Origin of the sequence: Novosphingobium sediminis (genome assembly GCF_007991615.1) — a bacterium.
GTDB classification, from domain to species: domain Bacteria; phylum Pseudomonadota; class Alphaproteobacteria; order Sphingomonadales; family Sphingomonadaceae; genus Novosphingobium; species Novosphingobium sediminis.
Genome location: NZ_BJYR01000007.1, coordinates 199,844 through 225,312, shown reverse-complemented (window position 1 = coordinate 225,312; position 25,469 = coordinate 199,844). Strand labels below are relative to the sequence as shown.

General features: G+C 65.5%; 22 protein-coding genes. 10 read left to right on the top strand and 12 right to left on the bottom strand.

The features are described from left to right. Positions 1-20: 20 nt before the first annotated feature. The 9 genes from NSE01_RS05715 to NSE01_RS05675 all read right to left on the bottom strand — a co-directional run bounded on the left by NSE01_RS05715 (position 21) and on the right by NSE01_RS05675 (position 5,473). Positions 21-710: a class I SAM-dependent methyltransferase gene (locus NSE01_RS05715; protein ID WP_147158664.1), complete on the bottom strand. Its 690-nt coding sequence runs from the start codon at positions 708-710 to the stop codon at positions 21-23. Further along, a complete protein-coding gene (locus NSE01_RS05710) occupies positions 707-1,540 on the bottom strand; it encodes a lysophospholipid acyltransferase family protein (protein ID WP_246135048.1) in 834 nt (277 codons plus the stop codon). Before NSE01_RS05710 ends, NSE01_RS05715 begins: the two co-directional genes overlap by 4 nt. Before the next feature lie 10 nt (positions 1,541-1,550). Continuing rightward, the gene (locus tag NSE01_RS05705; RefSeq protein ID WP_147158725.1) at positions 1,551-1,973 is read right to left on the bottom strand and encodes a Fur family transcriptional regulator; all 423 of its coding nucleotides are present in this window, start codon (positions 1,971-1,973) and stop codon (positions 1,551-1,553) included. Positions 1,974-2,140: 167 nt separating this feature from the next. Then, positions 2,141-2,584: a Ros/MucR family transcriptional regulator gene (locus NSE01_RS05700; RefSeq protein WP_147158663.1), complete on the bottom strand. Its 444-nt coding sequence runs from the start codon at positions 2,582-2,584 to the stop codon at positions 2,141-2,143. A gap of 176 nt (positions 2,585-2,760) precedes the next feature. Continuing rightward, positions 2,761-3,249 carry a GNAT family N-acetyltransferase gene (locus NSE01_RS05695; RefSeq protein ID WP_147158724.1) on the bottom strand — a complete coding sequence of 163 codons (489 nt, stop codon included), beginning with the start codon at positions 3,247-3,249 and terminating at the stop codon, positions 2,761-2,763. 25 nt (positions 3,250-3,274) lie between these two features. Next, positions 3,275-3,892 (bottom strand): tRNA (adenosine(37)-N6)-threonylcarbamoyltransferase complex dimerization subunit type 1 TsaB, encoded by a 618-nt coding sequence (gene tsaB, locus NSE01_RS05690; RefSeq protein WP_147158662.1) that lies wholly within the window; start codon positions 3,890-3,892, stop codon positions 3,275-3,277. 12 nt (positions 3,893-3,904) lie between these two features. Then, positions 3,905-4,495 carry a malonic semialdehyde reductase gene (locus tag NSE01_RS05685; RefSeq protein ID WP_147158661.1) on the bottom strand — a complete coding sequence of 197 codons (591 nt, stop codon included), beginning with the start codon at positions 4,493-4,495 and terminating at the stop codon, positions 3,905-3,907. 26 nt (positions 4,496-4,521) lie between these two features. Further along, on the bottom strand, positions 4,522-5,103 hold the full coding sequence (locus NSE01_RS05680; protein ID WP_147158660.1) for a NifU family protein: 582 nt from the start codon (positions 5,101-5,103) through the stop codon (positions 4,522-4,524). Between the two features lie 55 nt (positions 5,104-5,158). After that, complete coding sequence (locus NSE01_RS05675; protein ID WP_147158659.1) at positions 5,159-5,473, bottom strand: hypothetical protein; 315 nt, start codon at positions 5,471-5,473, stop codon at positions 5,159-5,161. A gap of 128 nt (positions 5,474-5,601) precedes the next feature. On the opposite strand from NSE01_RS05675, the gene NSE01_RS05670 reads away from it, so the two are divergent. The 5 genes from NSE01_RS05670 (at position 5,602) to NSE01_RS05650 (ending at position 13,238) form a co-directional block, all read left to right on the top strand. Beyond that, complete coding sequence (locus NSE01_RS05670) at positions 5,602-6,234, top strand: FKBP-type peptidyl-prolyl cis-trans isomerase (RefSeq protein WP_147158658.1); 633 nt, start codon at positions 5,602-5,604, stop codon at positions 6,232-6,234. 70 nt (positions 6,235-6,304) lie between these two features. Then, on the top strand, positions 6,305-9,217 hold the full coding sequence (locus tag NSE01_RS05665; protein WP_147158657.1) for a M16 family metallopeptidase: 2,913 nt from the start codon (positions 6,305-6,307) through the stop codon (positions 9,215-9,217). Next, entirely contained in the window at positions 9,214-9,612 is a 399-nt protein-coding gene (locus NSE01_RS05660) for a GFA family protein (protein WP_147158723.1), read from the top strand. Before NSE01_RS05665 ends, NSE01_RS05660 begins: the two co-directional genes overlap by 4 nt. Positions 9,613-9,691: 79 nt before the next feature. Then, positions 9,692-11,788, top strand: a complete 2,097-nt coding sequence (locus tag NSE01_RS05655) for a prolyl oligopeptidase family serine peptidase (RefSeq protein ID WP_147158656.1) — start codon at positions 9,692-9,694, stop codon at positions 11,786-11,788. Positions 11,789-11,864: 76 nt separating this feature from the next. Continuing rightward, a complete protein-coding gene (locus NSE01_RS05650) occupies positions 11,865-13,238 on the top strand; it encodes a class II 3-deoxy-7-phosphoheptulonate synthase (protein WP_147158655.1) in 1,374 nt (457 codons plus the stop codon). Between the two features lie 4 nt (positions 13,239-13,242). Here NSE01_RS05650 and NSE01_RS05645 read toward each other — a convergent pair whose 3' ends face one another. Further along, positions 13,243-14,202, bottom strand: coding sequence for a TauD/TfdA family dioxygenase (locus tag NSE01_RS05645; protein ID WP_147158654.1), 960 nt, complete (start codon positions 14,200-14,202; stop codon positions 13,243-13,245). 84 nt (positions 14,203-14,286) lie between these two features. Here NSE01_RS05645 and NSE01_RS05640 point away from each other — a divergent pair, with 84 nt between their 5' ends. The 5 genes from NSE01_RS05640 to NSE01_RS05620 all read left to right on the top strand — a co-directional run bounded on the left by NSE01_RS05640 (position 14,287) and on the right by NSE01_RS05620 (position 22,433). Beyond that, positions 14,287-15,243: a hypothetical protein gene (locus NSE01_RS05640; protein ID WP_147158653.1), complete on the top strand. Its 957-nt coding sequence runs from the start codon at positions 14,287-14,289 to the stop codon at positions 15,241-15,243. Positions 15,244-15,384: 141 nt separating this feature from the next. Beyond that, positions 15,385-17,373, top strand: a complete 1,989-nt coding sequence (locus NSE01_RS05635; protein ID WP_147158652.1) for an alpha/beta hydrolase family protein — start codon at positions 15,385-15,387, stop codon at positions 17,371-17,373. A 51-nt stretch (positions 17,374-17,424) separates the two neighbouring features. After that, complete coding sequence (locus tag NSE01_RS05630) at positions 17,425-18,717, top strand: Xaa-Pro dipeptidase (protein ID WP_147158651.1); 1,293 nt, start codon at positions 17,425-17,427, stop codon at positions 18,715-18,717. A gap of 72 nt (positions 18,718-18,789) precedes the next feature. Next, positions 18,790-20,547 carry an N-acyl-D-amino-acid deacylase family protein gene (locus tag NSE01_RS05625; protein ID WP_147158650.1) on the top strand — a complete coding sequence of 586 codons (1,758 nt, stop codon included), beginning with the start codon at positions 18,790-18,792 and terminating at the stop codon, positions 20,545-20,547. Between the two features lie 359 nt (positions 20,548-20,906). After that, a complete protein-coding gene (locus NSE01_RS05620) occupies positions 20,907-22,433 on the top strand; it encodes an amidase (protein ID WP_246135047.1) in 1,527 nt (508 codons plus the stop codon). Here NSE01_RS05620 and NSE01_RS05615 read toward each other — a convergent pair. Together NSE01_RS05615 and NSE01_RS05610 are read right to left on the bottom strand one after the other, a co-directional pair. Continuing rightward, positions 22,430-23,350, bottom strand: coding sequence for a DUF808 domain-containing protein (locus NSE01_RS05615; protein ID WP_147158648.1), 921 nt, complete (start codon positions 23,348-23,350; stop codon positions 22,430-22,432). The two genes, NSE01_RS05620 and NSE01_RS05615, sit on opposite strands and share 4 nt — an antisense overlap. A gap of 122 nt (positions 23,351-23,472) precedes the next feature. Further along, on the bottom strand, positions 23,473-25,419 hold the full coding sequence (locus NSE01_RS05610; protein WP_246135046.1) for a potassium transporter Kup: 1,947 nt from the start codon (positions 25,417-25,419) through the stop codon (positions 23,473-23,475). Between the last annotated feature and the right edge of the window lie 50 nt (positions 25,420-25,469).

Sequence of the window (25,469 nt, the reverse complement as noted above, 5' to 3'; positions counted from 1 at the left end):
CCCGCCGCGCGCGGGTGCCGTCAGTTACGGATGATGCGGTACACCGAAGCTGGCGGCACGTTGCGCCAGATGCGCGTGGTGCGCTGGGCGGTCAGACCGAGCCGCGCCCTGATATCCTTGTTGACCGGGCACTTGGGGCCGTAGGTGAACTGGTAAAGCGCCGTATCCGACGTGCAGACCGCAAAGGTGGCCGTGATGATGCGCTCCACCTCCTCATCCGGGAAGTTGAGCAGCGGCAATCCGCTGACCACGGCGGCCGGACGGCGGCCTTCGAGCATTTCTGCCGTGACGCTTCCGGCCTTGCAGCACAGGACAAGGGCTTGAGGGAAAGCGATGCGCAGCCGCGCGGCCAGCTTCTGATCGAGTTCCACCAGCACCAGATCGCGCTCCGCCACGCCGCGCGCAAGCAGAGCGCGGGTGAATACGCCTGTGCCGGGGCCAAGTTCGAGCACGGGGCCGGCGGCAGGATCGATCTCTGCCGTGATCGCGGCGGCGAGCGCCGGGCCACTGACGAAGCCGCCAAACCGCCGCGGATTGGCCACGAACCGGCCAAAGCCGAGCAAGGCTTCAGGCGGGCCCTTGCGCAGCGGGACCGGTTTGCCGCGAAGATGAAATTTCCCGAGATTGATCTTGCGGCGCACGGCGTTCGCCAGCTTGTCGACCACCTGGCGCGGGCGTTGTGCCATGCCCGGTTTCAGGTTCAGCTTCACGCCGCGTTCTTCGATGCTTCGTAGCGCACGGGAGCGACATCGAAGGCGAAGGGCCGCAGCGGCTCACCCAGCGCGGCTTCGAGCGCGGGCTCGATCCGGCGGCGTGCCTCGGCGGCAATCGCCTTGCGCCCAGCAAGACCCTGCGGGTCGAACGGTTCGAGGAAATGCACCTCAAGCCGGAACGAACCCCGGCGCGAGAGGATGCGCTTGCCGTTGGAAACGCCGTCTTCGGTGCCGATCCAGCCGATCCATTCGGCTACGCGGCCGTAATCGAGCACGACCGGCTGCACCATCACGCCCGGCGGCGGCGGCTCAAGCACGCGCAGCATCGAGGTCTTGAACGGCAGCAGCGAGCGGCCGTCGGTGCAGGTGCCTTCGGGGAACACGGTGATCGACCAATTGTCGGCCAGCGCTTCCTTGAGGCGGTTGATCTGATCGGCCACGCCCATGCGGTCTTCGCGGCTGACGAACACGGTGCGGTTGATCCGCGCCAGCCAGCCAACGATCGGGGCCTGCGAAAGTTCGGCCTTGGCGACGAAGGCCGTGCCGCTTGCACCGCCAAGCGCAAGAATATCAACCCACGAAAGGTGGTTCGAGATGTAGAACACGTCGCGCTTCAGCGGCACGCCGTGGACCCGCACGCGAGCGCCGATGATGCGCGCGGCGCCAAACAGGAACAGCTTGGGGAAGGGTGAGCCATAGTGCACGATGCGGTAGAGGTAGTGCAGCGGCACGCAGATCAGCATCAACAGCACCAATGCCACGCCGCGCAGGCAAATGCGCATCCAGCCCATCCATGTGATGGGGGCGCCGCGTTCCGGCCCTACCATGCGGCGGGCCCTACGCCTCGCGATCAGACTTGACACCATAGAGCTCCATGCGGTGGTCGACGAGGCGGTAGCCGAGACGTTCGGCGATCTGGCGCTGCAACGCCTCGAGTTCAGGATCGACGAACTCAATGACCTTGCCGGTCTCGACGTCGATGAGGTGGTCGTGGTGAGCTTCGGGCGTCGCCTCGTAGCGGGCGCGGCCATCGCCGAAATCGTGGCGGTCGAGGATGCCGGCTTCTTCGAACAGGCGGACCGTGCGGTAGACCGTAGCGATGGAAATGCGCGGATCACGGGCCGAGGCGCGTTCGTGCAGCTTCTCGACATCCGGGTGGTCAGTGCTTTCCGAGAGCACTTGCGCGATGACGCGTCGCTGCTCGGTGATCCTCAGACCCCGCTCTGCGCAAAGCGCCTCAATGTCGATTGCCTGATGCAAGAGTGCGCCCATCCCGGTTAGGTTGCGCGCAGCATAGTTTGCTGCGCCAATTCTTCAACCGGTGCGCTGTCGATTTGCGGGCGGGATCAAGCCCGGATCGGGGAAAACATGAACTCAGCGAGGCCCTGTGCAGGCGCCTCGCTGGTTCAAGTCCATTTGCAAGCGGTTCAGCCGGCGGCCTTGGCGCTGCGACCGCGCTTGGGCGCAGGCTTGCGGCCGAGTCCGATCTTCTTCGCCAGCTCGCGGCGCTTCTCCGCGTAGGCCGGTGCGACCATCGGATAATCGGCCGGCAGGTTCCAGCGGGTGCGATACTGATCCGGAGTCATGTTGTAGCGCGTCATAAGATGACGCTTGAGCATCTTGAGCTTCTTGCCGTCTTCCAGACAAACGATATGGTCGTTCTTGACCGAAGCGCGGATAGATACCGCAGGTTCAGGGGCCGGTTCTGCAGCCGGTTGCGCGGGATTGAGGCCAGCAAGCGCGCTGTAGACATTGCTGATCAGGACCGGCAGGTCATTGACCGCAACGCTGTTGTTGCTCACGTGGGCTGCGACGATGTCCGATGTCAACGTGATCAACGTTTCCCGCATATCGTTTTCGATTTCACTCATTGTACCCATACCTTTTACGGTTGTTATCTTGTTTTTTGCCCAGTCAAGGCTCAGTGAGTCCAGAGTAGACTGGTCCGCATATACGCTTGCGCAACACAGATACAACCGTTCCGGAGCATAGCGGTCCTTTTTCTGAACGAAACTTCACAATCGGGACCTGTTGCAGGTAAATATGCTTAGTTATCCGTAATGTGCAGTTCCTGGCTGAGCGCATCGAGGCGCTCACCGCTCGCGGTCCGGTAGTAGCCGGGCCGTATACCGACAGTCCGGAACCCAAATCCGGTGTACAACTTGCCGGCTGGATTGTTGCGGCGCATCTCCAGAAAAAGACGCCGGATGCCGCGCTGGCGCGCGCGCGCGATCACTTCGGTCAGCAGCGCGGCGCCGAGGCCCTTGCCGCGGTACTGGGGCAGAACTGCGAAGAGCAGCAGTTCTTCCTCGTCGAATACTGATCGGGTCAGGGCGAAACCGGCGGTCGGTTCTTCGCTGGTGGAACCAACCGTTCCATCGGCGCCGATCAGGCAATAGCCGGTTCCGGTGAGCAACAATGAATCAGAGACCTGCCTGCGGTTCCATGCCTCACCGTACTCGGGCGCAAAGGCGCCGGTCATGACATCCATGATCCGGTCGATATCGTCGCCGCAGTCTGAAGGGCCGAAGCTCATGGTGGCGGGCTTCAGGCAGGTGCCGTCATGCCGCCGGAAGCCGTGCATCGGGCGCACGGCCATAGCGGGGAACGGGATCGGGGCGCAGGGCATCGCGGCCGAGGAGGGCAAAGGCGCGTGCATCGGGCCAAAGCGGCTGAGCCACCGGTTGACCACCGCGCCGCGCCGCGAGCGCTTCGGCCTGGCTGCCGACGATGATGGAGGCCTGCGAGCGCGCCGCGACGGCATCGGGTAGCAGGGATGCGGATTCCGAGAGTGGCGCGCCGTCCGCCGCGAAAGGTTGGAAGAACCACTCGCCGTGCCCGCCGCTCATCACTACGTCGATGGCCAAACCCGGATGTTCTCTGCGGGCCATCGCGCCGACTAGGGCGAGGCAGGCATAGCCTTCGAGCGGCACGCTCCACGCCAGCGCCAGCGCACGCGCCGCGGCGAGGCCTACGCGAATGCCGGTGAAGCTGCCGGGCCCGGAGTTGACCGCAATGCTTTCGGCGCGGCCCTTGCCGGGTAGCGCGGCGATCATGGGCACGAGTTGTTCGGCATGCCCGCGCCCCAACATGGCGTGGGTGCCGGCAACCATTTCCTCATCATCAAACAGCGCAACCGAACAGGCCTCGGTGGCGCTGTCGATTACCAGCCTCCGCAAGCGCTTACCGCCTCAGGCCAGGGTGTTGAAGGTGGCGAAATCGGGGCGGGGGCTGCGCGCGAAGATCGTCGCCGGATCGCCATAGCCGAGCGTCGAGATGAAGTTGGACTTGATCCGCGTACCCGCGAAGAAGGCCTCGTCGACCGCGTCATTGTTGAAGCCCGACATCGGCCCGGTGTCGAGCCCGAGCATCCGCGCAGCGACGATGAAGTAGGCGCCCTGCAGTGTGGAATTGCGCATCGCCGAAGCTTCGCGCAGCGCGTCGTTGCCGGCGAACCAGCTCTTTGCATCGGCGTGAGGGAACAGCCACGGCAGCTGTTCGTGGAAATCGAGGTCCATGCCGATGATCACGCTGACCGGCGCTGCAAGGATCTTCGGCCCATTTGTGCCGCTGGCGCAGGCGGCGAGCTTTGCCTTGGCTTCGTCGCTGGTGCACCAGACAAGCCGCGCGGGCATCTGGTTGGCCGAAGTCGGCCCCATCTTCATCAGCTCCCAGATCGAGTGGAGCTGCGCTTCGCTCACCGGCTTGTCGAGAAAGCCGTTGTAGGAGCGGGCGGTGCGGAACACCTGATCGAGCGCGGCATCGTCAAGCGGCTGGGACATGCAGAAGGACTTTCAGGACAAGCGGATCAGGCGGCGCGGACTTCGCTGACCTCTGGCACGTAGTGCTTGAGCAGCTGTTCGATGCCGTTCTTGAGCGTTGCGGTGGAAGAAGGGCAGCCCGAGCAGGCGCCCTGCATCTTGAGATAGACCACGCCCTCGCGGAAGCCGCGGTAGGTGATATCGCCGCCATCGTTCGCCACGGCAGGCCGCACGCGCGTTTCGATAAGGTCCTTGATCTGGTCGACGATGTCCGCGTCGGCGGGATCATCGCCGTAGTCCACGTCGTCGTCCGCTTCACCGGGAACCACGAAATCTGCACCGGCTGCGGTGAAGAGCGGCGCCTGCGCCACGAAATGATCGAGCAGAAGTGCCAGAACCTGCGGCTTGAGCGGTGCCCATTCTGAGCCGGGTGCGATCGTCACCGCGATAAAGTCACGGCCGTAGAGCACGCCCGTCACGTCACCCAGCGCGAACAGCGCTTCGGCCAGCGGCGATGCGGCAGCGGCTTCGGGCGAGGTGAACTCGCGCGTGCCGGAGGCCATGACGATCTCGCCCGGAAGAAACTTCAGCGTGGCGGGGTTCGGGGTGGTTTCGGTCTCGATGAACATGCCCAAGCATGTAGGCCGCACTTGCGAGGGGTCAAGGGTTCAATGAGCAGCAGTTTCACGCGCTGCGGGAAACAAGCGACCCTCCTGGCGCAGGTGGTGCGCCGGCATAGGCGGCGGCGATGGGCGAGACGGGGGCAGCGCGCCGATCACGGTACAGCGCTTCGAGGCGATCGACATTGCGGGCCTCGGCGGAAAAATGGTTCTTGGGCTGGGCTGCCTTGCCCGGCTTGTGGCTGCCATTGACGCCGAAGGGGCCCGCTGCGGGATCGGCGGGATCGATATGGCGCTTGGCGCGGTCCACGTCGCTGCAATTGCGGCAGACGTAGCCGTTGACCGTGACCGGGGAGGGGTAATCGCCACTAATCGCCATGGCAGATCGGATAGCCTGTCCGCCATCCACAGTCCGTTCGCAGTCCTTAGAGGGAAATGCGTAGGGTGGCCTGGGTGCCATACGTTCAGCGCTGGCAGGTGCAACGACGGTGCTTTATGGGGCGCGGCATGAACAACACGCACTGCGGCCTCAGCCGAATCGCCCTCTCCCTGTCCATCGCCGCACTGGTCGCTGCACCCGCTGTTGCCGCGCCCGCCGCCAAGCGGGTACCCGCTTCGGCTGCAACGGTGGCAGCTGCGCCGGCCCCTGCGGCAGAAATCCTGCCTGTGCCGCTGAACCCGGTAGTCCCGGCTGCTCTGCGCGTGTGCACCGCGAAGACCGCCTCCGGCCTCGGAACCCGCGTGCTCAAGGCAGCCGAGGGCGCCAAGCCCGGTGCGTCGGACTATGTGCTTGTCAACTACATCGGCTACCTTGCCGCCAATGGCACCGTGTTCGATCAGAACACCTCGCAGGCGTTTCCGGCCGGCGGCGTCATCAAGGGCTTTTCCGAAGGCCTGCAACTGATGAGCAAGGGCAGCGTGTGGCGCTTCTGCATTCCTGCGGCCATCGGCTATGGCGAGAAGGGTGCAGGGCCGATCCCGGCGAATGCGGATCTCGTTTTCCAGGTCGAACTGGTCGACTTCAAGACCGAAGCCGAAATCTCGGCGATGCGCGCCGAAGTGCAGAAGCAGCAGGCGGGTGCTGATGCCCCGGCTCAGGCAGCTCCGGCGGCTCCGGCAGCGGACAAGCCGAAGAACTGATCGGCGCTGCGGCAGGAGGTGAGGGACCAATTCACTGGTCCTTCATTTCTTGCCGCCCTATACAGGGCGCATGGCTTTTCTGTCCCGGTTCGCCCCGCGTACGCCCCGTGCTCTCGCTCCCGTTGTTTCCGCCGTCCTGATCGGTCTGCTCGGGCTTTCCTCGCCAGTCCTTGCGAAAGCACCTGCCAAGCCTGCAGCGGCCCCGAAGGCGGCAATCGGGTCCGGGCCGTGGCTCTATCGCGGCAGCGACGTGCCGCAGGACAAGGCGTGGATATTCGGCGTTCTGCCCAACGGCTTGCGCTATGCTGTGCGCCACAACGGGGTGCCGCCGGGCCAGATTTCGGTGCGCATGCTGATCGATGCGGGCTCGCTCTACGAGACCGATCCTCAGCGCGGTTATGCGCACCTCATCGAGCATCTCACCTTCCGCGATTCGAAATACCTCAAGGCGGGTGAGGCGATCCCGGCGTGGCAGCGCCTCGGCGCGACGTTCGGCAGCGATACCAATGCCGAGACGAGCCCGACGCAGACCGTCTACAAGCTCGACATTCCCGACGTTTCGTCCGCCAAGCTCGACGAGACGTTCCGCCTGCTTTCCGGCATGATTACCGCGCCCATTTTCACCGATGTAGGCGTGAAGACCGAAGTGCCGATCGTGCTCGCGGAAATGCGCGAGCGTTCAGGTCCGCAGACGCGCATTCTCGATGGCACGCGCGGTGTGTTCTTCGCCGGACAGCCGCTGGGCAGCCGTTCGCCGATCGGCACCGAGGAAACGCTGAACGGCGCGACTCCGGCAAAGGTCAAGGCCTTCCATGATGCGTGGTACCGGCCCGACAATGCCGTCATCGTGGTCGCGGGCGATGCCGATCCGCAGGCGCTGATTACGCGGATCAAGCAGTGGTTCGGGACGTGGAAGGGCACCGGAAAGCGCCCGCCGCTGCCGGATTTCGGCGCCCCGAAGGCGCCGGTCGGCGGTGATCCGGCCAACCCGGTTGGCGATGCCAAGGTTCTTGTCGAACCCGACCTGCCGCGCGTGTTCAACTATGCCGTGCTGCGCCCCTGGCACAAGGTCAACGATACGATCGTCTACAACCAGGGCCTGATGATCGACCGCCTCGGCATTGCGATCATCAACCGGCGGCTGGAAGGCCGCGCCCGCGCCGGCGGAAGCTATCTCGCCGCCTCGGTCGAGCAGCAGCGCATCAGCCGCTCCGCCGATGCGACACTGGTGACGGTGACGCCGCTCACCGACGACTGGAAAGCTGCGGTCAAGGACGTCCGCGCCGTTATCGCCGATGCGCTCGCAACGCCGCCGACCGAAGAGGAAATCGCCCGCGAAGTGGCCGAGTTCGACGTAGCCTTCAAGGTGCCGGTCGAAACGCAGGAGACCCTCGCCGGATCGAAACTCGCCGATGACATCACCGACGCGGTCGACATCCGCGAGACGGTCGCCAACCCCGACACGGTCTACAGCATCTTCCGCTCGTCGATCCCGCTGTTCACGCCGGCTGCGGTGCTGGATCACACGCGGGCGCTGTTCAAGGGCACCGTGGTCCGCTCGGTCATGATCACGCCCAAGGCTTCCGATGGGACCGAGGCAGACTTGCGCACCGCGCTGCTGGCACCCGTCGCGCCGTCTTCGGGTAGCCGCCTTGCGGCAAGTTCGCTGAGCTTCAAGGACCTGCCCCCGATCGGCACGCCCGGCAAGCTCACCAATGCCGAGACGACCAGCCTCCTTGGCATCGAGCGGATCGAGCTTTCCAACGGCGTCAAGGCGCTGCTCTGGTCAAACGAAGCGGAGCCGGGCCGCGTGATCGTGCGCATCCACTTCGGCGGCGGCTATGCCGTGATCGATCCCAAGGACGCGGTCTATGCCTCGCTGGGCCAGACGGCGCTGATGGACACGGGCTTCGGTAACGTGGGGCGCGAAGATCTTGACCGGCTGGCGACAGGCCGCAAGCTGAGCCTGGATTTCGATATCGACGATACGACGTTCAAGTTCAGCGCCGATACGCGCCCGGCGGATCTCGCCGATCAACTCTATCTCTTCGCCGCCAAGCTCGCGATGCCGCGCTGGGATCCCAACCCGGTCGTGCGTGCGCAGGCTGCGGCGCGGCTGGCTTATGAATCGACCAATGCCTCGGCGGCTTCGGTGCTAGGGCGCGATGTGGGCTGGCTGCTGAAGGACGGCGATCCGCGCTACGCCGTGCCCAATCCGGCCGAACTTGCGAAGGCGAACCCCGAAGGCTTCCGCCGCGTGTGGTCTGCGCTGCTCAGGCAGGGGCCGATCGAGGTCGATATCTTCGGCGATTTCAACCGCGACGAAACGGTCGCCGCGCTTGAGCGGACATTCGGCGCACTCCCGCCGCGCGATCCGCTTCCGGCCACCGGTTTTGCGCCCAAGGTTCCCGAACCGGTGGGCGATCCGCTGACTCTGAACCATCACGGTGACGCCAATACGGCCGCTGCGCTGGTGGCATGGCCTACCGGTGGCGGCAGCACGGGCTTCCATGAAGCGCGTCAGCTCGAGCTGCTCTCGCAGGTGTTCAACAATCGCCTGTTCGACGCCATGCGCGAGAAGATTGGCGCGAGTTACGCGCCGCAGGTCTCGTCGAACTGGCCGCTCGATCTGCCTTCGGGCGGCTATCTCGCAGCCACCAGCCAGCTGCGTCCGGGCGATCTGACGGCGTTCTTCGCCGCGACCGACAAGATCGCCGCCGATCTTGCCGCCTCGCCCGCCACGCCCGATGAAATCGCGCGCGTGACCGAGCCGATGAAGCAGCTGATTACCCGCGCCAGCACCGGCAACGGCTTCTACATGTACCAGCTTGAAGGCGGCGCGCTCGAACCGGAGAAGTTCACCCAGATCCGCTCGATCCTCTCGGACTACAGCGCGATCACGCCCGAGCGGCTGCAACTGCTGGCCAAGCGCTATCTGGTGCCTGGCAAGGCATGGCGGCTCAAGGTCGTGCCGGGGAAGTGACGGAACGCACCGCTACCTGCCGCTGCGGCCAGCTGACCGCGGCTTGCACGGGCGAGCCGGTGCGGGTTTCGGTGTGCCACTGTCTCGAATGCCAGAAGCGCAGCGGCAGTGCGTTTGCGGTGCAGGCGCGCTGGCCGCACGAGCAGGTAAGCCTCGTCGGCACCTTCCACGAGTGGACCCGCGTGGGCGAGAGCGGCAAGCCCGCGACCTTCCGCTTCTGCCCGACTTGCGGCGCGACGCTGACTTTCGCCTCCGCCAGCATGCCGGATTTGACCGCCGTGCCGGTGGGCGCCTTTGCCGATCCCGCGTTCCCCCCGCCGCGCTTCTCGGTCTACGAAACGCGAATGCATCCATGGACTTGCGTATCGGGCGACGAGATCGAGCACTGGGATTAGCACGTGCTGGCAACGGGGCTGCTTGACCTCGGGAAGGCTGCCGGTAGGGTCGCCGCAATGGTCTTCAGGGAGTGCTTTCATGCAGCGTTTCGTCCTCTTCGCGGCGACGGCCTTGGCCGTCACAGCCAGTCCTGTACTGGCGCAAGCCGTGGCTGAGGCGCCTGATCCCTATATCTGGCTGGAAGAGGTCAACTCGCCTCGCGCGATGGCGTGGGTGGAGGCGGAGAACGCCCGCTCGCTGGGCGTGCTGGAGCGGGACCCGCGCTATGCCGGGTTCGAGGCTGATGCGCTGAAGATCGCCGAAGCGACCGACCGCATCGCGATGCCGCGCCAGATCGGCGGGAAGGTTGCCAACCTCTGGCAGGATGGCGCCCACGTCCACGGCCTGTGGCGCATGACCACGCCGGCCGATTACGAGAAGGCAGAGCCGGCCTGGCAGACGCTGCTCGATCTCGACGCACTCTCTGCCGCTGAGAAGGCCAACTGGGTTTGGGGCGGTGCCAACTGCGAGCCGCTCGCCGAGAAGCGCTGCCTTATTGCCCTGTCTGACGGCGGCGAGGACGCCAATACGCAGCGCGAGTTCGATATGGCGACCCGCAGCTTCGTCGATGGCGGCTTCGCGCTGCCCAAATCGAAGCAGTGGGTGAGTTGGGAGACGCCTGACAGCCTGATCGCCGCGCGCGATTGGGGGGCAGGCACCATGACCGCAAGCGGCTATCCGTTCGTGGTCAAGCGGGTGCGGCGCGGGCAGCCGCTGGACGCTGCCCCCGAAGTGTTTCGCGGCAAGCCCGACGATGTTTTTGTCATTCCGCGCACCTTCACCGATGGCGCAGGCCATAGCGAAGTCGTCATCATGCGCGGGGTCACCTTCTTCGAGGCCGAATTTGTCCGCGTCACGGCGCAGGGCACCACGCCCATCGCGGTGCCGCGCAAGAGCACGGTGACAGGCCTCACGCAGGGCCGCCTGATCTTTCAGGTCAACGAGGACTGGAACCCGAGCGGAGGCCCAGCCATTTCCGCCGGCTCGCTGGTCGCGGTTGATCCCGCAGGCAAGGCCGCGCCCGAGTTGATCTTCGCGCCGGGCCCGCGCCAGTCTGCCGATGCTGACGAGGTTGCGGTGACGCGCGATCACGTGCTGGCCGCCGTCTACGACAACGTGCGCGGACGGGCGATGCGCTTCACCCGCACCCCCAGCGGCTGGCAGCAAAGCGTGCTCCCCTTGCCCGACAACGCGGCGGTCAGCATGGTCTCCAGCGACACCACCTCCAATACCGCCTATGTTTCGGTGCAGAGCTATCTGCTGCCCACAGCCTTGTGGAAGGTTGATGCCGCCGCCGGCACTGCGGCCCAGATCAAGGAAACCCCGGCCCGGTTCGCGGCAGACGGGCTGGTAACCGAACAGTTCGAGGCGACCTCGAAGGACGGCACCAAGGTGCCCTACTTCATCACCCACCGCGCAGGCATGAAGCTTACCGGCGCGACGCCGACGCTGATGACCGCTTACGGCGGGTTTCAGGTCTCCTACACGCCGCATTACAGCGGGGTCACCGGCAAGCTCTGGCTCGAGAAGGGCGGCGCGTTCGTCGTCGCCAATATTCGCGGCGGCGGTGAATTTGGCCCGGCGTGGCACGAGGCGGGGCTCAAGACAAAGCGGCAGGTGATCTACGACGATTTCGCCGCCGTCGCCGAAGACCTCGTGGCGCGCAAGATCACCAGCGCGCAGAAGCTCGGCATCTATGGCGGATCGAACGGCGGGCTGCTGATGGGCGTGGAACTGATCCAGCGTCCTGATCTGTTCGGTGCAGTCAGCATCCAGATCCCGCTGCTCGACATGCTGCGCTATGAAAAGCTTTCTGCAGGCGCCTCATGGGTGGGCGAATATGGCACCATGGCCAATCCGGACGAGAAGGCCTTCTGGCTCAAGACCTCGCCCTATTCCAACCTCAAGCGCGGCGCGGCCTATCCCGAAACCCTGATCTGGACGACGACCAAGGATGACCGAGTTGGCCCGGTGCAGGCGCGCAAGTTCGCCGCGCGGATGAAGGAGTATGGTCTGCCCTACCTCTACTTCGAGAACACCGCAGGCGGCCACGGCGCCGGAGCGAACCTGAAGGAAACGGCCAAGACCAGCGCGCTCGAAATGGTCTACTTCCACCGCCGCCTGATGGACCGCTGAAAGGCCGCCGCCGCCAAACCTTTGCATTTGTGTCCCGGTACCGCTAAACGCGCGCGTCCTTAGGAAAGCGAGTACCGTGGCAACGAACTGGAATGCGAACAGCTGGCGCGCGGCAGAAGCCAAGCACCTGCCCACTTATCCCGATGCGGCGAAGCTCGCCCACGTCGAGGAAACGCTGACCCGGTTTCCCCCGCTGGTGTTTGCCGGCGAAGCGCGCGCGCTGAAGGCCGATCTCGCCGAAGTCTCGGCCGGCAAGAGTTTCCTGCTACAGGGCGGGGACTGCGCCGAAAGCTTCGCCGAGTTCCATCCGAACAACATCCGCGACACGTTCCGCGTGCTGCTGCAGATGGCGGTCGTCCTCACGTTCGCCAGCAAGCAGCCGGTCGTGAAGGTGGGCCGCATGGCCGGCCAGTTCGCCAAGCCGCGCTCCTCGCCGGTCGAGAAGATCGGCGATGTCGAACTGCCGAGCTACCTCGGCGACAACATCAACGGCATCGAGTTCACGCCCGAGAGCCGCATTCCGGACCCCGAGCGCATGTTGCGCGCCTATTCGCAGGCCGCCGCCACGCTCAACCTGCTTCGCGCGTTCTCGACCGGGGGCTATGCCAACTTGCGCCAGGTCCACCAGTGGACGCTCGACCATATCGGCAAGAGCCCGTGGGCGGCCAAGTTCAGCGAAATGGCCGACAAGATCGGCGAATCGCTCGACTTCATGGAGGCCTGCGGCGTCAATCCCGCCACGGTCCCGCAGCTGCAGGGCACCAAGTTCTACACCAGCCACGAAGCGCTGCTGCTGCAGTACGAACAGGCGATGACGCGGCAGGATTCGCTCACCGGCCAGTGGTATGACACCAGCGCGCACATGCTGTGGATCGGCGACCGCACCCGCTTCGAAGGCTCGGCACATGTCGAGTTCCTGCGCGGCGTGGGCAATCCCATCGGCATGAAGTGCGGGCCGAGCCTCGCGCCCGATGCGCTGCTGCGCATGCTCGATACGCTGAATCCGGGCCGCGAGCCCGGCCGCATGACCCTCATCAGCCGCTTCGGGCACGATAAGGTCGAGGCCGGCCTGCCGCCGCTCGTCCGCGCCGTCTCGCGCGAAGGGCATCCGGTGGTGTGGTCGTGCGATCCGATGCACGGCAACGTGATCAAGGCCGACAACGGCTACAAGACGCGTCCGTTCGACCGCATCCTGAGCGAAGTGAAGGGCTTCTTCGCCGTCCACCGCGCGGAAGGCACCCATGCCGGCGGCATCCACATCGAGATGACCGGGCAGGACGTGACCGAATGCACCGGCGGTGCGGTGGGCCTCACGCAAGACAGCCTTGCGGACCGCTACCACACGCATTGCGACCCGCGCCTCAACGCCGCGCAGTCGATCGAGCTTGCCTTCCTGTTGGCCGAGGCGATCAACCTCGAACGCGCCGAACGCAAGGCCGAAGCCGCCTGAGCTCCTAAACCGGCGGCAGCGGGGGCCTGAAATCCTGCTGCCGCCAGGGCGCTTGCGGCATTTCTTCCGGATCGAGCGCGGCAAAGCGTACGTAGCCGAAGAACGTTGCGATGGTGCGCTCGGCCGCATCCATGATCGCGCGCCGCCCATGCAGGAAGCGGGTGTTGTCGAGCACCAGCACGTCGCCCTGCTGCCAGCGCACTTCGGCGGTGAGCGACTCGCCTGTGGCATGAATGGCCTGCAGCCACTCCTCGGGCACCGGCTTCAGATCATCGAGCAGCGGAAAGTTGCCTCGCCCGTTGTTGAAGCGGGCAAAGAGCAGGAAATTGCCGAACGCGGGGCCAGCGGCGAACATCGGGGTGTGCAGCGCGGGGCGTGAGAACTCTCGCGCGATGCGGCCGTCGGGCATGCGGAAGAAGCGGTAGGGCACAGGACGCGGCGGGTTTGCCAGCGTGAGGTCATCCGGCGTCTCCGTGCCCAGCCAGAAGCGCAGCAATTCCGGCCAGACACCCATCACATGCACTAGCCGGCGGCCTTCCAGCCCCTTGCGGACATGCAGTGGCAGTGCGGCAGCCAGCGCGATCCCGTCGCACAGCGTGGTTTCGCCGCCCGTGCCCGGAGGGCTCAGGCAGCCAAACAGTGCGGCATCGGGCTTCCACGGCTCGCGCGCCAATTCGGGGTGCAGCGCGAACGCATTGGTCCCGCCGTCCACACCCTGGATCGCCTGACCGGCATCCAGCACCGCGCGGCCCGGCGTCTCGTTGATCACCGCAGTGGCGCAGAGGCTGCGGGTGAAGCGGCGGAAGGCATCGAGGTCGGCTCCGAATCCGCGGAACAGCAGCGCGCCGTGGGTCTTGTAGGCAGCCTCGATCAGCGCTGGATCGATCACGCCGAGCGGCTCGGCGCCGGTCGGCGTGAGCACCGCGTAGGGGCGTCCGGGCGCGGGGGGGGCGATCTGCGGCATCGTCCCTGCCGCCTAACCCACCCCAGCCCCCTCCCGCAAGCGGAGGGGAGTGCGGCATGGGCGAAACCGGGCTATGACATCGTCATGCAGCTTACCCCAGCAGCCATCGCGGCCTCGCCCGATCACTATCTTCACTCGTTCGAAGGCGCGGATGCGGTGATCGTCCCGATGGACCGCGCAGCCTATGCTCGCTCGATCTTTCTCGATGCGCGGATTTCCCCGGCGCGCGATGGTGCCGTGCTGGTGCCCGTAGCTGCGCTGGCCGAAGCCGCGCCGCCGCCGCAGACAACCGCGTGGATCTTCCATGTCGCTCACTGCGGCTCCACGCTGCTGGCCCGCGCGCTGGAGGCCCTGTCGCGCGGCCTCGTCCTGCGCGAACCGATGGCGCTGCGGCAGCTGGCTTTTGCGCCTGTTCCGGCGCGGCTGCAACTCGTGCTCGCCATGCTTTCGCGCCGCTATGACGGGGAGGAGCCGACCCTGATCAAAGCCAACGTGCCGGTCAACGCGCTGCTCCCGCAGATCGTTGCGGCCGATCCGGCGGCGCCGGCGGTCTTTCTCCATCTCGGCCTTGAAGACTACGCGCTGGCGGTCCTGCGCAGCCCGCAGCATCGCGGCTGGGTGCGCGATATCGCGGCCCGGTTTGCCGGTGCTGCTCCCGCTGCAAGCGATGCCGAGAGCCTCACTGCGCTGTGGCTCTGGCAGATGCGGGCCTTCTGCGCCGCGCTGGAAGCCATGCCGCAGGCGGTAACGCTCGATGCCGAACGGTTCTACGCCGATCCCGCCGCGACGCTCGCTGCGCTGGCGCCCCGGCTCGGCCGACCGGCAGACCCCGCGCGAATTGCCGAGGTGGTGGGCGGGCCGCTGTTTACAACCTATTCCAAGCGCCCCGGTGTGGCGTTCGACAATGCGGCGCGGCTGCAACGCCGTACTGCGCTGCTGCGCGAGCTTGCCAGCGAACTTACAGACGTGCGCGCCGCTGCGATGCACGCTGCGCCCGATCTGGCCACGCTCGAAACGCGCATCGCTGCCGCTGCTGTCTGATGTGCTGCGATCCCGCCAGTATGGCGAAAGTCCGGGCTTGAGCGCCGTAGGAAGTCCGCATAGCCTGTTGATTGTAAACAGGAACGCGGGGGCGTGGTGGCAGTGGGTTTTCGGAAGCGGTGTGCAGGTGCGGCGGTGTTGATGGCCGCTATTGCAGCGCTGGCCCCGGCTGGCGCATGGGCGGCTGATCCGCCCGCAGCGGCTCACGCGCCGGTTCCGGCCCCAGTTTCGGCCCCAGTATCGGCCAGCGCACCGGCTGGGCCTGCAGAGAAGGTCTCGACCGAGATTTTTTCCCAGCTGCCGTTCATTTCCGATCCCAAGCTTTCGCCCGACGGGAAGCTGATCGCCGCGCAAGTCACGCTCGGGGGCAAGACGCTGATCGGGATTTTCGATCCCTCGACCGGCAAGAACAAGATGCTCAATCCCGGCAAGTCGTTGGAGCTCAACTGGATTCGCTGGGCGGGCAACGACCGCGTGCTGATCAGCCTTGGCCAGACCGTCCCGATCTATGGCGAGGACTTCTGGTCGACCCGCCTGCTCGCCTACGACGTTTCGACGCAGGAACAGCGCTACATCGCCACGAGGCGGGAGGGGTTGATCGGGGATGACGTGCTGTGGGTCGATCCTGAAGGGAAGACCGCGCTGATCTCCGTCGGGAGAACCATCTTCGATTATCCCAGTGTGTGGCAGGTCGATCTGGCGACCAGCACGTTCAAGCAAACCATCAGCCAGCGCGACGGTGTGCTCAAGTGGATTGCCGACAATGCCGGTGTGGTGCGCGCCGGGCTGCAGTTTGGCGGGCAATCGTGGAAACTGCTGTACCGCGCCAAGGATGGCGACGATTTCCGCACCGTCGTGAAGGCGGACTATGACGATGACGATGCGTTCTACGATGTCGCGCGCATCTTTCAGGGCAGCGATGAAGGCTATCAGAAGCTGCTCAACGAAAAGACCGGGCGCTATGCGTTGTGGCGGTTCAATTTCGCGACACGCAAGCCGGGCGAGATCGTCTTCGAGGCGCCGGGGGTCGACGTCGACGATTTCGATACCAAGCCGGACAGCCCGGACCTCTGGGCGGCCTACTACACGACCGACCGTTCGCGCGCGCACTGGTTCGATCCCGAGCTTGCCAAGGTGCAGGACGCGATCGACAAGGCCGTGGCCGGAGCGGTGGGGGATCGTGCCGCGACGATCGTGAGCTACTCGCGCGACCGGCTCAGGATGCTGGTGCACCTTGGCGGTTCGAACGATCCGGGCCGCTATTACCTGTTCGATCAGCGCGACGGGGTGATGCAGCTTTTTGCGCAGTCCAACGAGCAGCTGAAGCCGCGGATGCTCGCGGCAACGCGTTACACATCTTACAAGACGCGCGACGGGCTCGATGTGCCGGCCTATCTCACGCTGCCGCCGGGCCGTACGGCCAAGGGATTGTCGCTGATCATCATGCCGCACGGCGGGCCCTATGGCATCCGCGACAATGGTTCCTACGATGTCGAAGTGCAGTTCCTGGCGAACCGCGGCTACGCCGTGCTCCAGCCCGAGTATCGGGGCTCGGGCGGCTACGGCAAGGCCTTCAGCGAAAAGGGCGAAGGCCAGTGGGGGCGCGCCATGCAGGACGATCTCGATGACGGGATGGACTGGCTGGCCGGGCAGGGCACGATCGATCCCAAGCGCGTCTGTATCGTCGGCAGTTCCTATGGCGGCTATGCGGCGTTGTGGGGCGCGGTGCGCAATCCGGAACGCTATCGCTGTGCGGCCAGCTTTGCCGGGGTTTCCGACCTCAAGCGGCAGATGCAGTTCTGGGATAGCATGGCCAGCTCGGGCAAGTCCCGCACCGAATGGCGCAAGACGATCAAGGGCGACAATGCCAAGTTCGACCTGACTTCGGTTTCGCCGCTCTATGCGATCGACAAGCTGAAAGTGCCGGTGCTGCTGGTGCATGGCGATGACGACCAGCGCGTGCCCTACAAGCAATCGAAGCTCTACGCCGATGCGCTGGCCAAGGCGGGCAAGGAATATGAGTTCGTGACGCTGAAGGGTGAGGGGCACGGCTTTTCGAGCAATGCCAATCTCAAGCTGTGGCTCGACAAGCTGGACGCATTCCTCGCGAAGAACAATCCGGCGTCCTGATCCGGTAGCTTGCTCTCGCCAATCCAGTCGGGATCGGGCAGGTTGAGGGCCATGATCCGCACTCTGCTCGCGACTGCCGCGCTCGCCCCCGCAATACTCGCTCTCGTGGCCGTCCCAACTGCCCACGCCGAAACGCTCTATGTCCGCGCCGGGCATCTCGTCGATCCCGAAGCGGGGGCGGTGCTGGGCGCGCGGTTGCTGCGGGTGGAGGATGGCCGGGTTGCCGCTGTCCTGCCCGATGGCGCGGTGCCTGATGGCGCGAAGCTGGTTGATTGGTCGGCGTTCACCGTGCTGCCCGGGCTGATCGATTGCCATGTGCATCTGGCCGATACCGAACAGAGCAACAATGTCGCCGAACCGCTGCTCCATTCGCCTATGGAGATTGCCTATATCGGCGCGCGCCATGCGCGGCAGACGCTGATGGCTGGCTTTACGACGGTGCATGATGTCGGCAGCTTTCGCGCCTTCGCCGATGTCGAGCTGCGCGATGCGATCAACCGGGGCGACGTGATCGGACCGCGCATGCAGGCGGTCGGCGCCTATGTCACGGTGCCGGGCGGCGGTGGCGAAGTCACCGGGTTCTCGCCCGACGTGAAGGTGCCGGAGGATATGCGCGCCGGTGTCGTGACCGATGCGGCGGACACCACGCGGCGGGTCAACTACCTGTTCCAGCACGGTGCGGATTCGATCAAGCTGATCGCCACCGGCGCGGTGCTGGCGAGCGGGACCGAGGCCGGGCAGCAGGAACTGACCGAGGATGAAATGCGCGCCGCAGTCGAAGTCGCGGCAGCGCGGAAATCCTGGGTTACGGCGCATGCGCATGGCGCGGCGGGGATCAAGTCCGCCATCCGCGCCGGCGTGCGGGCGATCGAGCACGCCAGCCTGATCGACGATGAAGGCATCGCTCTCGCCAAGGCCAAGGGCGTGTGGCTCGACATGGATATCTACAACGGTGACTACATTGCGGATGTCGGCCGGCGCGAGAAGTGGCCGGAGAACTACCTGCGCAAGAACGACGAGACGACGGAGGCGCAGCGGCTGGGCTTTCGCAAGGCGGTGAAGGCTGGCGTGAAGCTTTCGTTCGGCACGGACGCCGGGGTCTACCCGCATGGCGAGAACGCGCGGCAGTTTGCCTACATGGTGCGCTACGGGATGACGCCGATGCAGGCGATCCAGGCGGCCACCACCAGCGCGGCCGAACTGATGGGCTGGAGCAATGATGTTGGCGCGCTCTCACCGGGTCACTTTGCCGACATGATCGCGGTTCCGGGCGATCCCACGGCAGACATCACCGTGCTGCAAAAGGTGGCGCATGTGATGAAGGGCGGCGAAGTGGTGCGCTGAGCATTTTTGTGGGGGGCGCCGCGCGCCGCCATGCCGTAGCTTCCGCACAAACAACGCTCGAGGGAGAGCCAGATGCAGGACGTGATCATCCGTGGCGGCAAGATCGTCGACGGTTCGGGCGGTGCGCCGTTCATCGGTGACATCGCCTTCAAGGACGGGGTGATTACCGAGATCGGCGCGAAGATTTCCGGCACTGGCAAGCGCGAGATCGCAGCGGAAGGGCACATCGTCACGCCGGGCTGGATCGACATTCATACGCACTATGACGGGCAGGTCAGTTGGGACGACGAGCTTGCGCCTTCCTCGCACAACGGCGTGACGACCGTAGTGATGGGCAACTGCGGCGTGGGCTTCGCGCCGGTGAAGCCGGGGCAGGAGAAGGAGCTCATCGAGCTGATGGAAGGGGTGGAGGACATCCCCGGCACCGCGCTCTACGAAGGGATCGAGTGGGGCCGCTGGGAGAGCTTCCCCGAATACATGGACTACATCGCCTCCCGCAAATACGCGATCGATGTTGGCGCGCAGATAGCCCACGGCGCGGTGCGTTATTATGCAATGGGCGAGCGCGGGCGTACCAACGAGGACGCGACGCCGGAGGAAATCGAGCGTATCGCTGACCTTGTCGAGGAAGCCGTTGCGGCGGGCGCGGTGGGCTTTTCCACCTCGCGCACCATCGGCCACCGCGCGCTGTGGGGTGAGCCGGTGCCGGGCACCTTCGCGCCGGAAGAGGAACTGCTGGCCATCGCCCGCCGGTTCAAAAAGCTCGGCAAAGGGGTGATCGAGGCGATCCCGGCGGGCACCGTCGGCAAGCTGGAAGCGCTTGGCGGCGAACGCAGCGAGCCGCTGGCGGAGCTGGAGCTCTTCCGCAAGATTTCCGAGGAAAGCGGCCGTCCGCTGACGTTCACGTTGGTCGAAATCCGCGAATATGCGCCGGACCTGTGGCGGCAGATGCTGGACCGTTGCCGCGAGGCCAATGAAGGCGGCGCGCACCTGTTTCCGCAGGTGCCCTCACGCATCATCGGGTTCATCCACGGCCTCAGCAGCTATCACGCCTTCATGCGCCGCCCGACCTACCTCGAGAAGCTGGCGCACCTGCCGCTGGCCGAGCGGGTCAAGGCGATGCGCGATCCCGAGGTGAAGCGGCAGATCCTGTCTGAACGCGATGTGCCGCATGAAGCGCCGGGTTCGATGCAGAACGTCTACGGCCTGTTCCGGCGCGGGGCGGCGAGCCTCTATCCGCTGACCGAGCCGATCAATCTGGAGGCCGAAAAGACCGCCTCGATCGGCGCGAAGGCCAAGGCGGAAGGGCGCGACGCGCTGGAGTACCTCTACGATGCGATGCTGGAGGACGAGGGCCGCAGCTTCCAGGCGCTGACGCGGGACAATCAGCCCAAGAGCCTTGGCGTTCTGGAGGAAATGCTGCGTCATCCGGACACCGTTACCGGCCTCAGCGATGCGGGGGCGCACGTGACGCTGATCTGCGATGCGACGATGCCGACGACGCAGCTGAGCTACTGGACCCGCGACCGCAAGAGCGGGCCGACGCTGCCGCTGGAGTTCCTTGTCCACAAGCAGACCGCGCACAATGCCGCGCTCTATGGCTTCAAGGATCGCGGGCTGCTGCAAGTGGGCAAGCGCGCGGATATCAATGTGATCGACTATGATGGGCTGACGGTTTCGCCCCACGTGGCGCACCACGATCTGCCGGCGGGCGGCACGCGGCTGATGCAACCGGTGAAGGGCTATGCCGCGACGTTCTGCAACGGGGTGATGATCCGCGAAAACGACGCCGACACCGGCGCGCGGCCGGGGACGCTGGTGCGGAGCTGAGCGGCTCCGGGGCCTGTGCCTTTGGGAGGCAAGTTGACACGGTTGACACAGTCCTGAGCGGAAACTCGAGCGTCCCGCGCGTCCTGTTTCGGCACCCTTCAGGGCGGCTGAAACTGGCGGAATTGCGTTGGATTCGGGGTGCATGACGGGGACCATGCCTGACCGCTGCGCTTGTAGGACAGCGGTTTATAAATAACAGACGCGTCTGTTATTTATTCGGGTGCGCCGTGGGCTGTGGATGGGGGTGCTTTGGGCCGCTTGCCCACCCCAACCCCTCCCCCCTTCGACAAGCTCAGGATGAGCGGGAGGGGCTTTAGCGACTTGCTTTGCGGCGGCGTGAGGGCTTGAATGAGGGGATGGTGAAGACCCCGCGCCTGACACGGCGATCCGCTTTGGCGCTTGGCGCTGCTTCCGCTGCAATTCTGGCGGAGGCGCAGGTTGGGGCTGCGGTGCCTTCCGGGGCGATCACCGCGATGCCGGGGCATCGGCTTGCCGCAATGATCGCGGCGCGGCAGATTTCGGCGGCTGAGGTGATGGCGGCTTATCTCGACCGGATCGAGCGATTGAACCCCAAGGTCAATGCGGTGATCGCCCTGCGGGACCGGGCAGGGCTGCTCAAGCAGGCAGACGCGGCAGACGCGGCGGTGAAATCTGGCGCGGCGCTGGGGCCGCTGCACGGGCTGCCGCATGCGGTGAAGGAGCTTTCGCCCGTGGCGGGGCTGCCCTTCACGATGGGTTCGCCGATCTTCCGCGGTCAGGTGGCCAAGGCGGACGGGCTGATGGTGGAGCGGCTGAGGAAGGCCGGGGTGGTCTTCATCGGCAAGACCAATTCGCCCGAGTTCGGCCTTGGCAGCCATACCTTCAATCCGGTGTGGGGGACGACGCGCAATCCGTGGGACGTGACGCGTTCGGCGGGCGGAAGCACCGGCGGCGGGGCAGTGGCGCTGGCGCTCGATCTGGTGCCGTTGGCGGATGGCAGCGACTATGGCGGATCGCTGCGCAACCCGGCGGGCTGGAACAGCGTGTTCGGCCTGCGGCCAAGTCTGGGCCGGGTGCCGAACGATTCCCCGGATGATTGGCTGACCTCGATGGGCGTGGCCGGGCCGATGGCGCGAAGTGCTGCGGATCTGGCGCTGCTGTTTTCGGTGCAGGCGGGCTTTGATGCGCGCAAACCGATGATGCTGGAGGGGGGCGGAGAGGCGTTCCGCGCCATCCGGCCGGAAGCGATGAAGGGCAAGCGGATCGGCTGGGCAGGCGATCTGGGCGGCGCGGTGCCATATGAACCGGGCGTGCTGGAGACCTGCCGCAAGGCGCTGACGCGCTTCGAGGACATGGGCGCGGTGGTGGAAGATGCCGTGCCCGATTTCCCGGTGGAGCAGGCGTGGCAGGCCTTCGTGAAGCTGCGCCACTGGCAACAGGGCGGCAATCTGCTGGCGCTCTATAACGATCCGGCCAAGCGTGCGCTGCTGAAGGAGGCGGCGATCTGGGAAGTGGAAGGGGGCCTTGCGCTCTCTGCTTTCGATGTGAACGCATGGAGCACGGTGCGCAGCGGGTGGAGCCGGGCGGTGGCCAAGCTGTTTCAGCGCTATGACTACTGGATCATGCCAACCTCGCAGCTGTTCCCGTTTCCGGCGGAGTGGACCTATCCCAAGGAAATCGCGGGCCGCACGATGCGCACATATCACGAGTGGATGATGGCCACCTGCCTCGTCACGCTTTCAGGCTCACCGACCGTGGCGGTGCCGGCGGGGTTTGGTCCCACTGGGCTTCCGATTGGTTTGCAGATCGCGGCGCCCGTCCATGCCGATGCGGAATGCCTCGCCGTGGCGGCGGCGTGGGGAGCGGCGAACGGCGAGTTGCTGAAGCGCAGGCCGGTGCTGGCTTAGTGCCCGCCACCACCCCCAACCCCCTCCTCTGAAGAGGAGGGGGCTTTCACTACATGGACGACGCCTGCGATCACGCTGCCTAGCACCAAGCCGATCGTGCCGCTGATCGCGACATCGGCCAGCCATGCGGTGAAGCCTTCATCGAGGTCCAGCCATTCGGCGGGATGCAGGCCCGCGCCGTGGACGATGATTTGCCCGCCGACCCATAGCATTGCGGCGGTGCCGATGGTCGCCAGCGCGGTTAGGACATGCGGCATGGCTTGAACGAGGCCGCGTCCGAACGCGCGGGTGGCGGCGCCTTCGCGCTTGGCGAGATGGAGGCCGATATCGTCCATCTTCACGATCAGGCCAACGGCGCCGTAGACCAGCGCGGTGATTGCGATGGCGACGATGACAAGCGCGGAGGCGCGCAAGGCAAGGCCATCGGCGGCGACTTCATTGAGCGCGATCACCATGATTTCGCCCGAGAGGATGAAATCGGTGCGGATCGCGCCCTTGACCATGGTTTCCTCGTGCCCGGGCGCAGCCATTTCCTGCGCCTCGGCGGCAAGGTCTTCCTTGTGGGTGAGCGCGTGGATGACCTTTTCGGCGCCCTCGAAGCAGAGGAATGCGCCGCCCGCCATCAGGACCGGGGTGATGACCCAAGGCAGGAGGACGGAGAGAAGGAGGATGACCGGGGTGATCACCACCAGCTTGTTGAACAGCGATCCGCGCGCGATGCGCCAGATGATCGGCAGTTCGCGGTCTGCGGTGAAGCCGGTGACGTAGCGCGGCGTGACGGCGGTATCATCGACCACCACGCCGGCGGACTTGGCCGCAGCCTTGCCCGCAGCGCCGCCGACATCCTCGAGGCTGGCGGCGGCTACTTTGGCAATGGTGGCAATATCGTCGAGAAGGGCTGCTAATCCGCCGGGCATGATTGGTCCTGTTCGTGTGCAGGCCGGACGGTAGCGGGGGGGCGGGGGCTAGGGCAAGGGTTTCACCGCCTGCGGCCCCCTCCTCCGTTTGCAGGCAAGCGGAGGAGGGGGCCTGCGGGCGATCAGATCCTGACCTGGCTGCCGAGTTCGATCACGCGGTTGGTGGGGAGCTTGAAGAAGTCCATCGCGCTTTCGGAGACCTTGAGCATCCACGCGAAGAGCTGTTCGCGCCACAGCGCCATGCCGGGGATGGCGCAGGAGGCGATGAGCTTTTGCCGGCTGAGGAAGTAGCTGGTGTGCAGCGGTTCGAACGTGAGGTCGGTGCCGGTGCAGGCGGCAGCGAGTTCACGCGGGATGTCGATATCTTCCATGAAGCCGTAGTGCAGCACCATGCGGTAGAAGCCGTGCCCTTCGGCGGCGAGTTCGGCGCGGCGGGCCGGGTTTACCTGCGGCACATCCTCTACCTGCACGGTCAGCAGCACGATCTTTTCGTGCAGGACCTGGTTGTGCTTCAGGTTGTGGAGCAGCGCTGCGGGGAGCGCTTGCGGCGATGCCGAAAGGAACACGGCGGTGCCCTGCACGCGCTGGACCGTGGTGGCGACCGACTTGATGAAGACCGCGAGCGGGAGGCTGTCCTCCAGCATGCTGGCGCGCATCAGGCGGCGGCCGGTCGACCATGTGGTGAGCACGGTGAAGATGATGAGGCCGACAAAGATCGGGAACCACGCGCCTTCCAGCAGCTTGGCAAGGCCCGAGGCGAGCAGCACTGCATCGACCGCGATGAAGGTGATGAAGCCGGGAATGCTCTGCCAGCGGGGGGCGCGCCAGATGCGGAAGACGACGACGTATTGCATCAGCGTGGTGATGAGCATGGTGCCGACGACGGCGAGGCCATAGGCGGGCAGCATGGCGGCGGACGCCTGGAAGCCGATCACCAGCACGGCAACCATGAACGCCAGCGTCCAGTTGATCGCGGGCACATAGATCTGCCCCTGCGCGTGGCTGGAGGTGTGGAGGATGCGCAGGCGGGGCAGGAATCCGAGCTGGATGGCCTGCTGCGTCACCGAGAACGCGCCCGAGATTACGGCCTGGCTGGCGATGATCGTGGCGAGCGTCGCAATTACGAGCAGGGGGATGGTGAGATTGCTCGGCACCATGTGGAAGAAGGGATTGTCGGCAAATTCGGGGTGCTGGAGCAGCATCGCGGCCTGACCCATGTAGTTGGTCATCAGCGCGGGTACGCAGATCGCAAGCCACGCGGTGGTGATGGGCACGCGCCCGAAGTGGCCCATATCGGCATACAGCGCCTCGGTGCCGGTGATCGCGTAGACGATCGCGCCGAGCGAGAGGAACGAGAACAGCGGGTGGGCCTGGAAGTAGCTCACCATGTAGAGCGGATTGAGCGCGGCGAGCACGGCAGGGTACTGGATGATGTGGTGGAGACCCATCGCCGCGATGGTCGAGAAATAGATCAGCATCACCGGGCCGAACAGGCGGCCGACCTTGTCGGTGCCCCGGCTCTGGATGGCGAACAGGCCGATGAGGATGGCGAGCGCGATCCACACGATCCATGGCTTGAACGCGCTGCTGACGACGCCAAGGCCTTCGACCGCCGAGATCACCGAGATCGCCGGGGTCAGCATGGCATCGGCAAAGAACAAGGCGGTGGCAAACAGCGCGGCCGGCAGGAGCCAGCGCTTGGGGGCGTTTTCGCCGAGCTGGCGATGGATCAACGCATAGAGCGCGAGGCTGCCGCCTTCGCCCTTGTTGTCGCAGCGCATGACGATGAAGACGTACTTCACCGTCACCACGAACACGAAGAGCCAGAAGATCAGGCTGACCACGCCATAAAGGTCGGTGACCGAAGTGGTGAGGCGGTAGCGCGGATCGAGCGTTGCCTGCAGCGCATAGAGCGGGCTGGTGCCGATATCGCCAAACACCACGCCGAGCGCGCCGAGGGTCAGTGCGGCACGGTTGGAGGAGTGCCCAGAGTGTTCTGGATCGGGTGATGCCGCAGAGGCGGCGGAGTCCGGGTCTGTCATGCCGCGCCACGTGCGCCTGAAGGGCATTAAGTTTCCATGTGGAGTGCAGCAGACGGCATCAAGCAGGGGCGCGACTT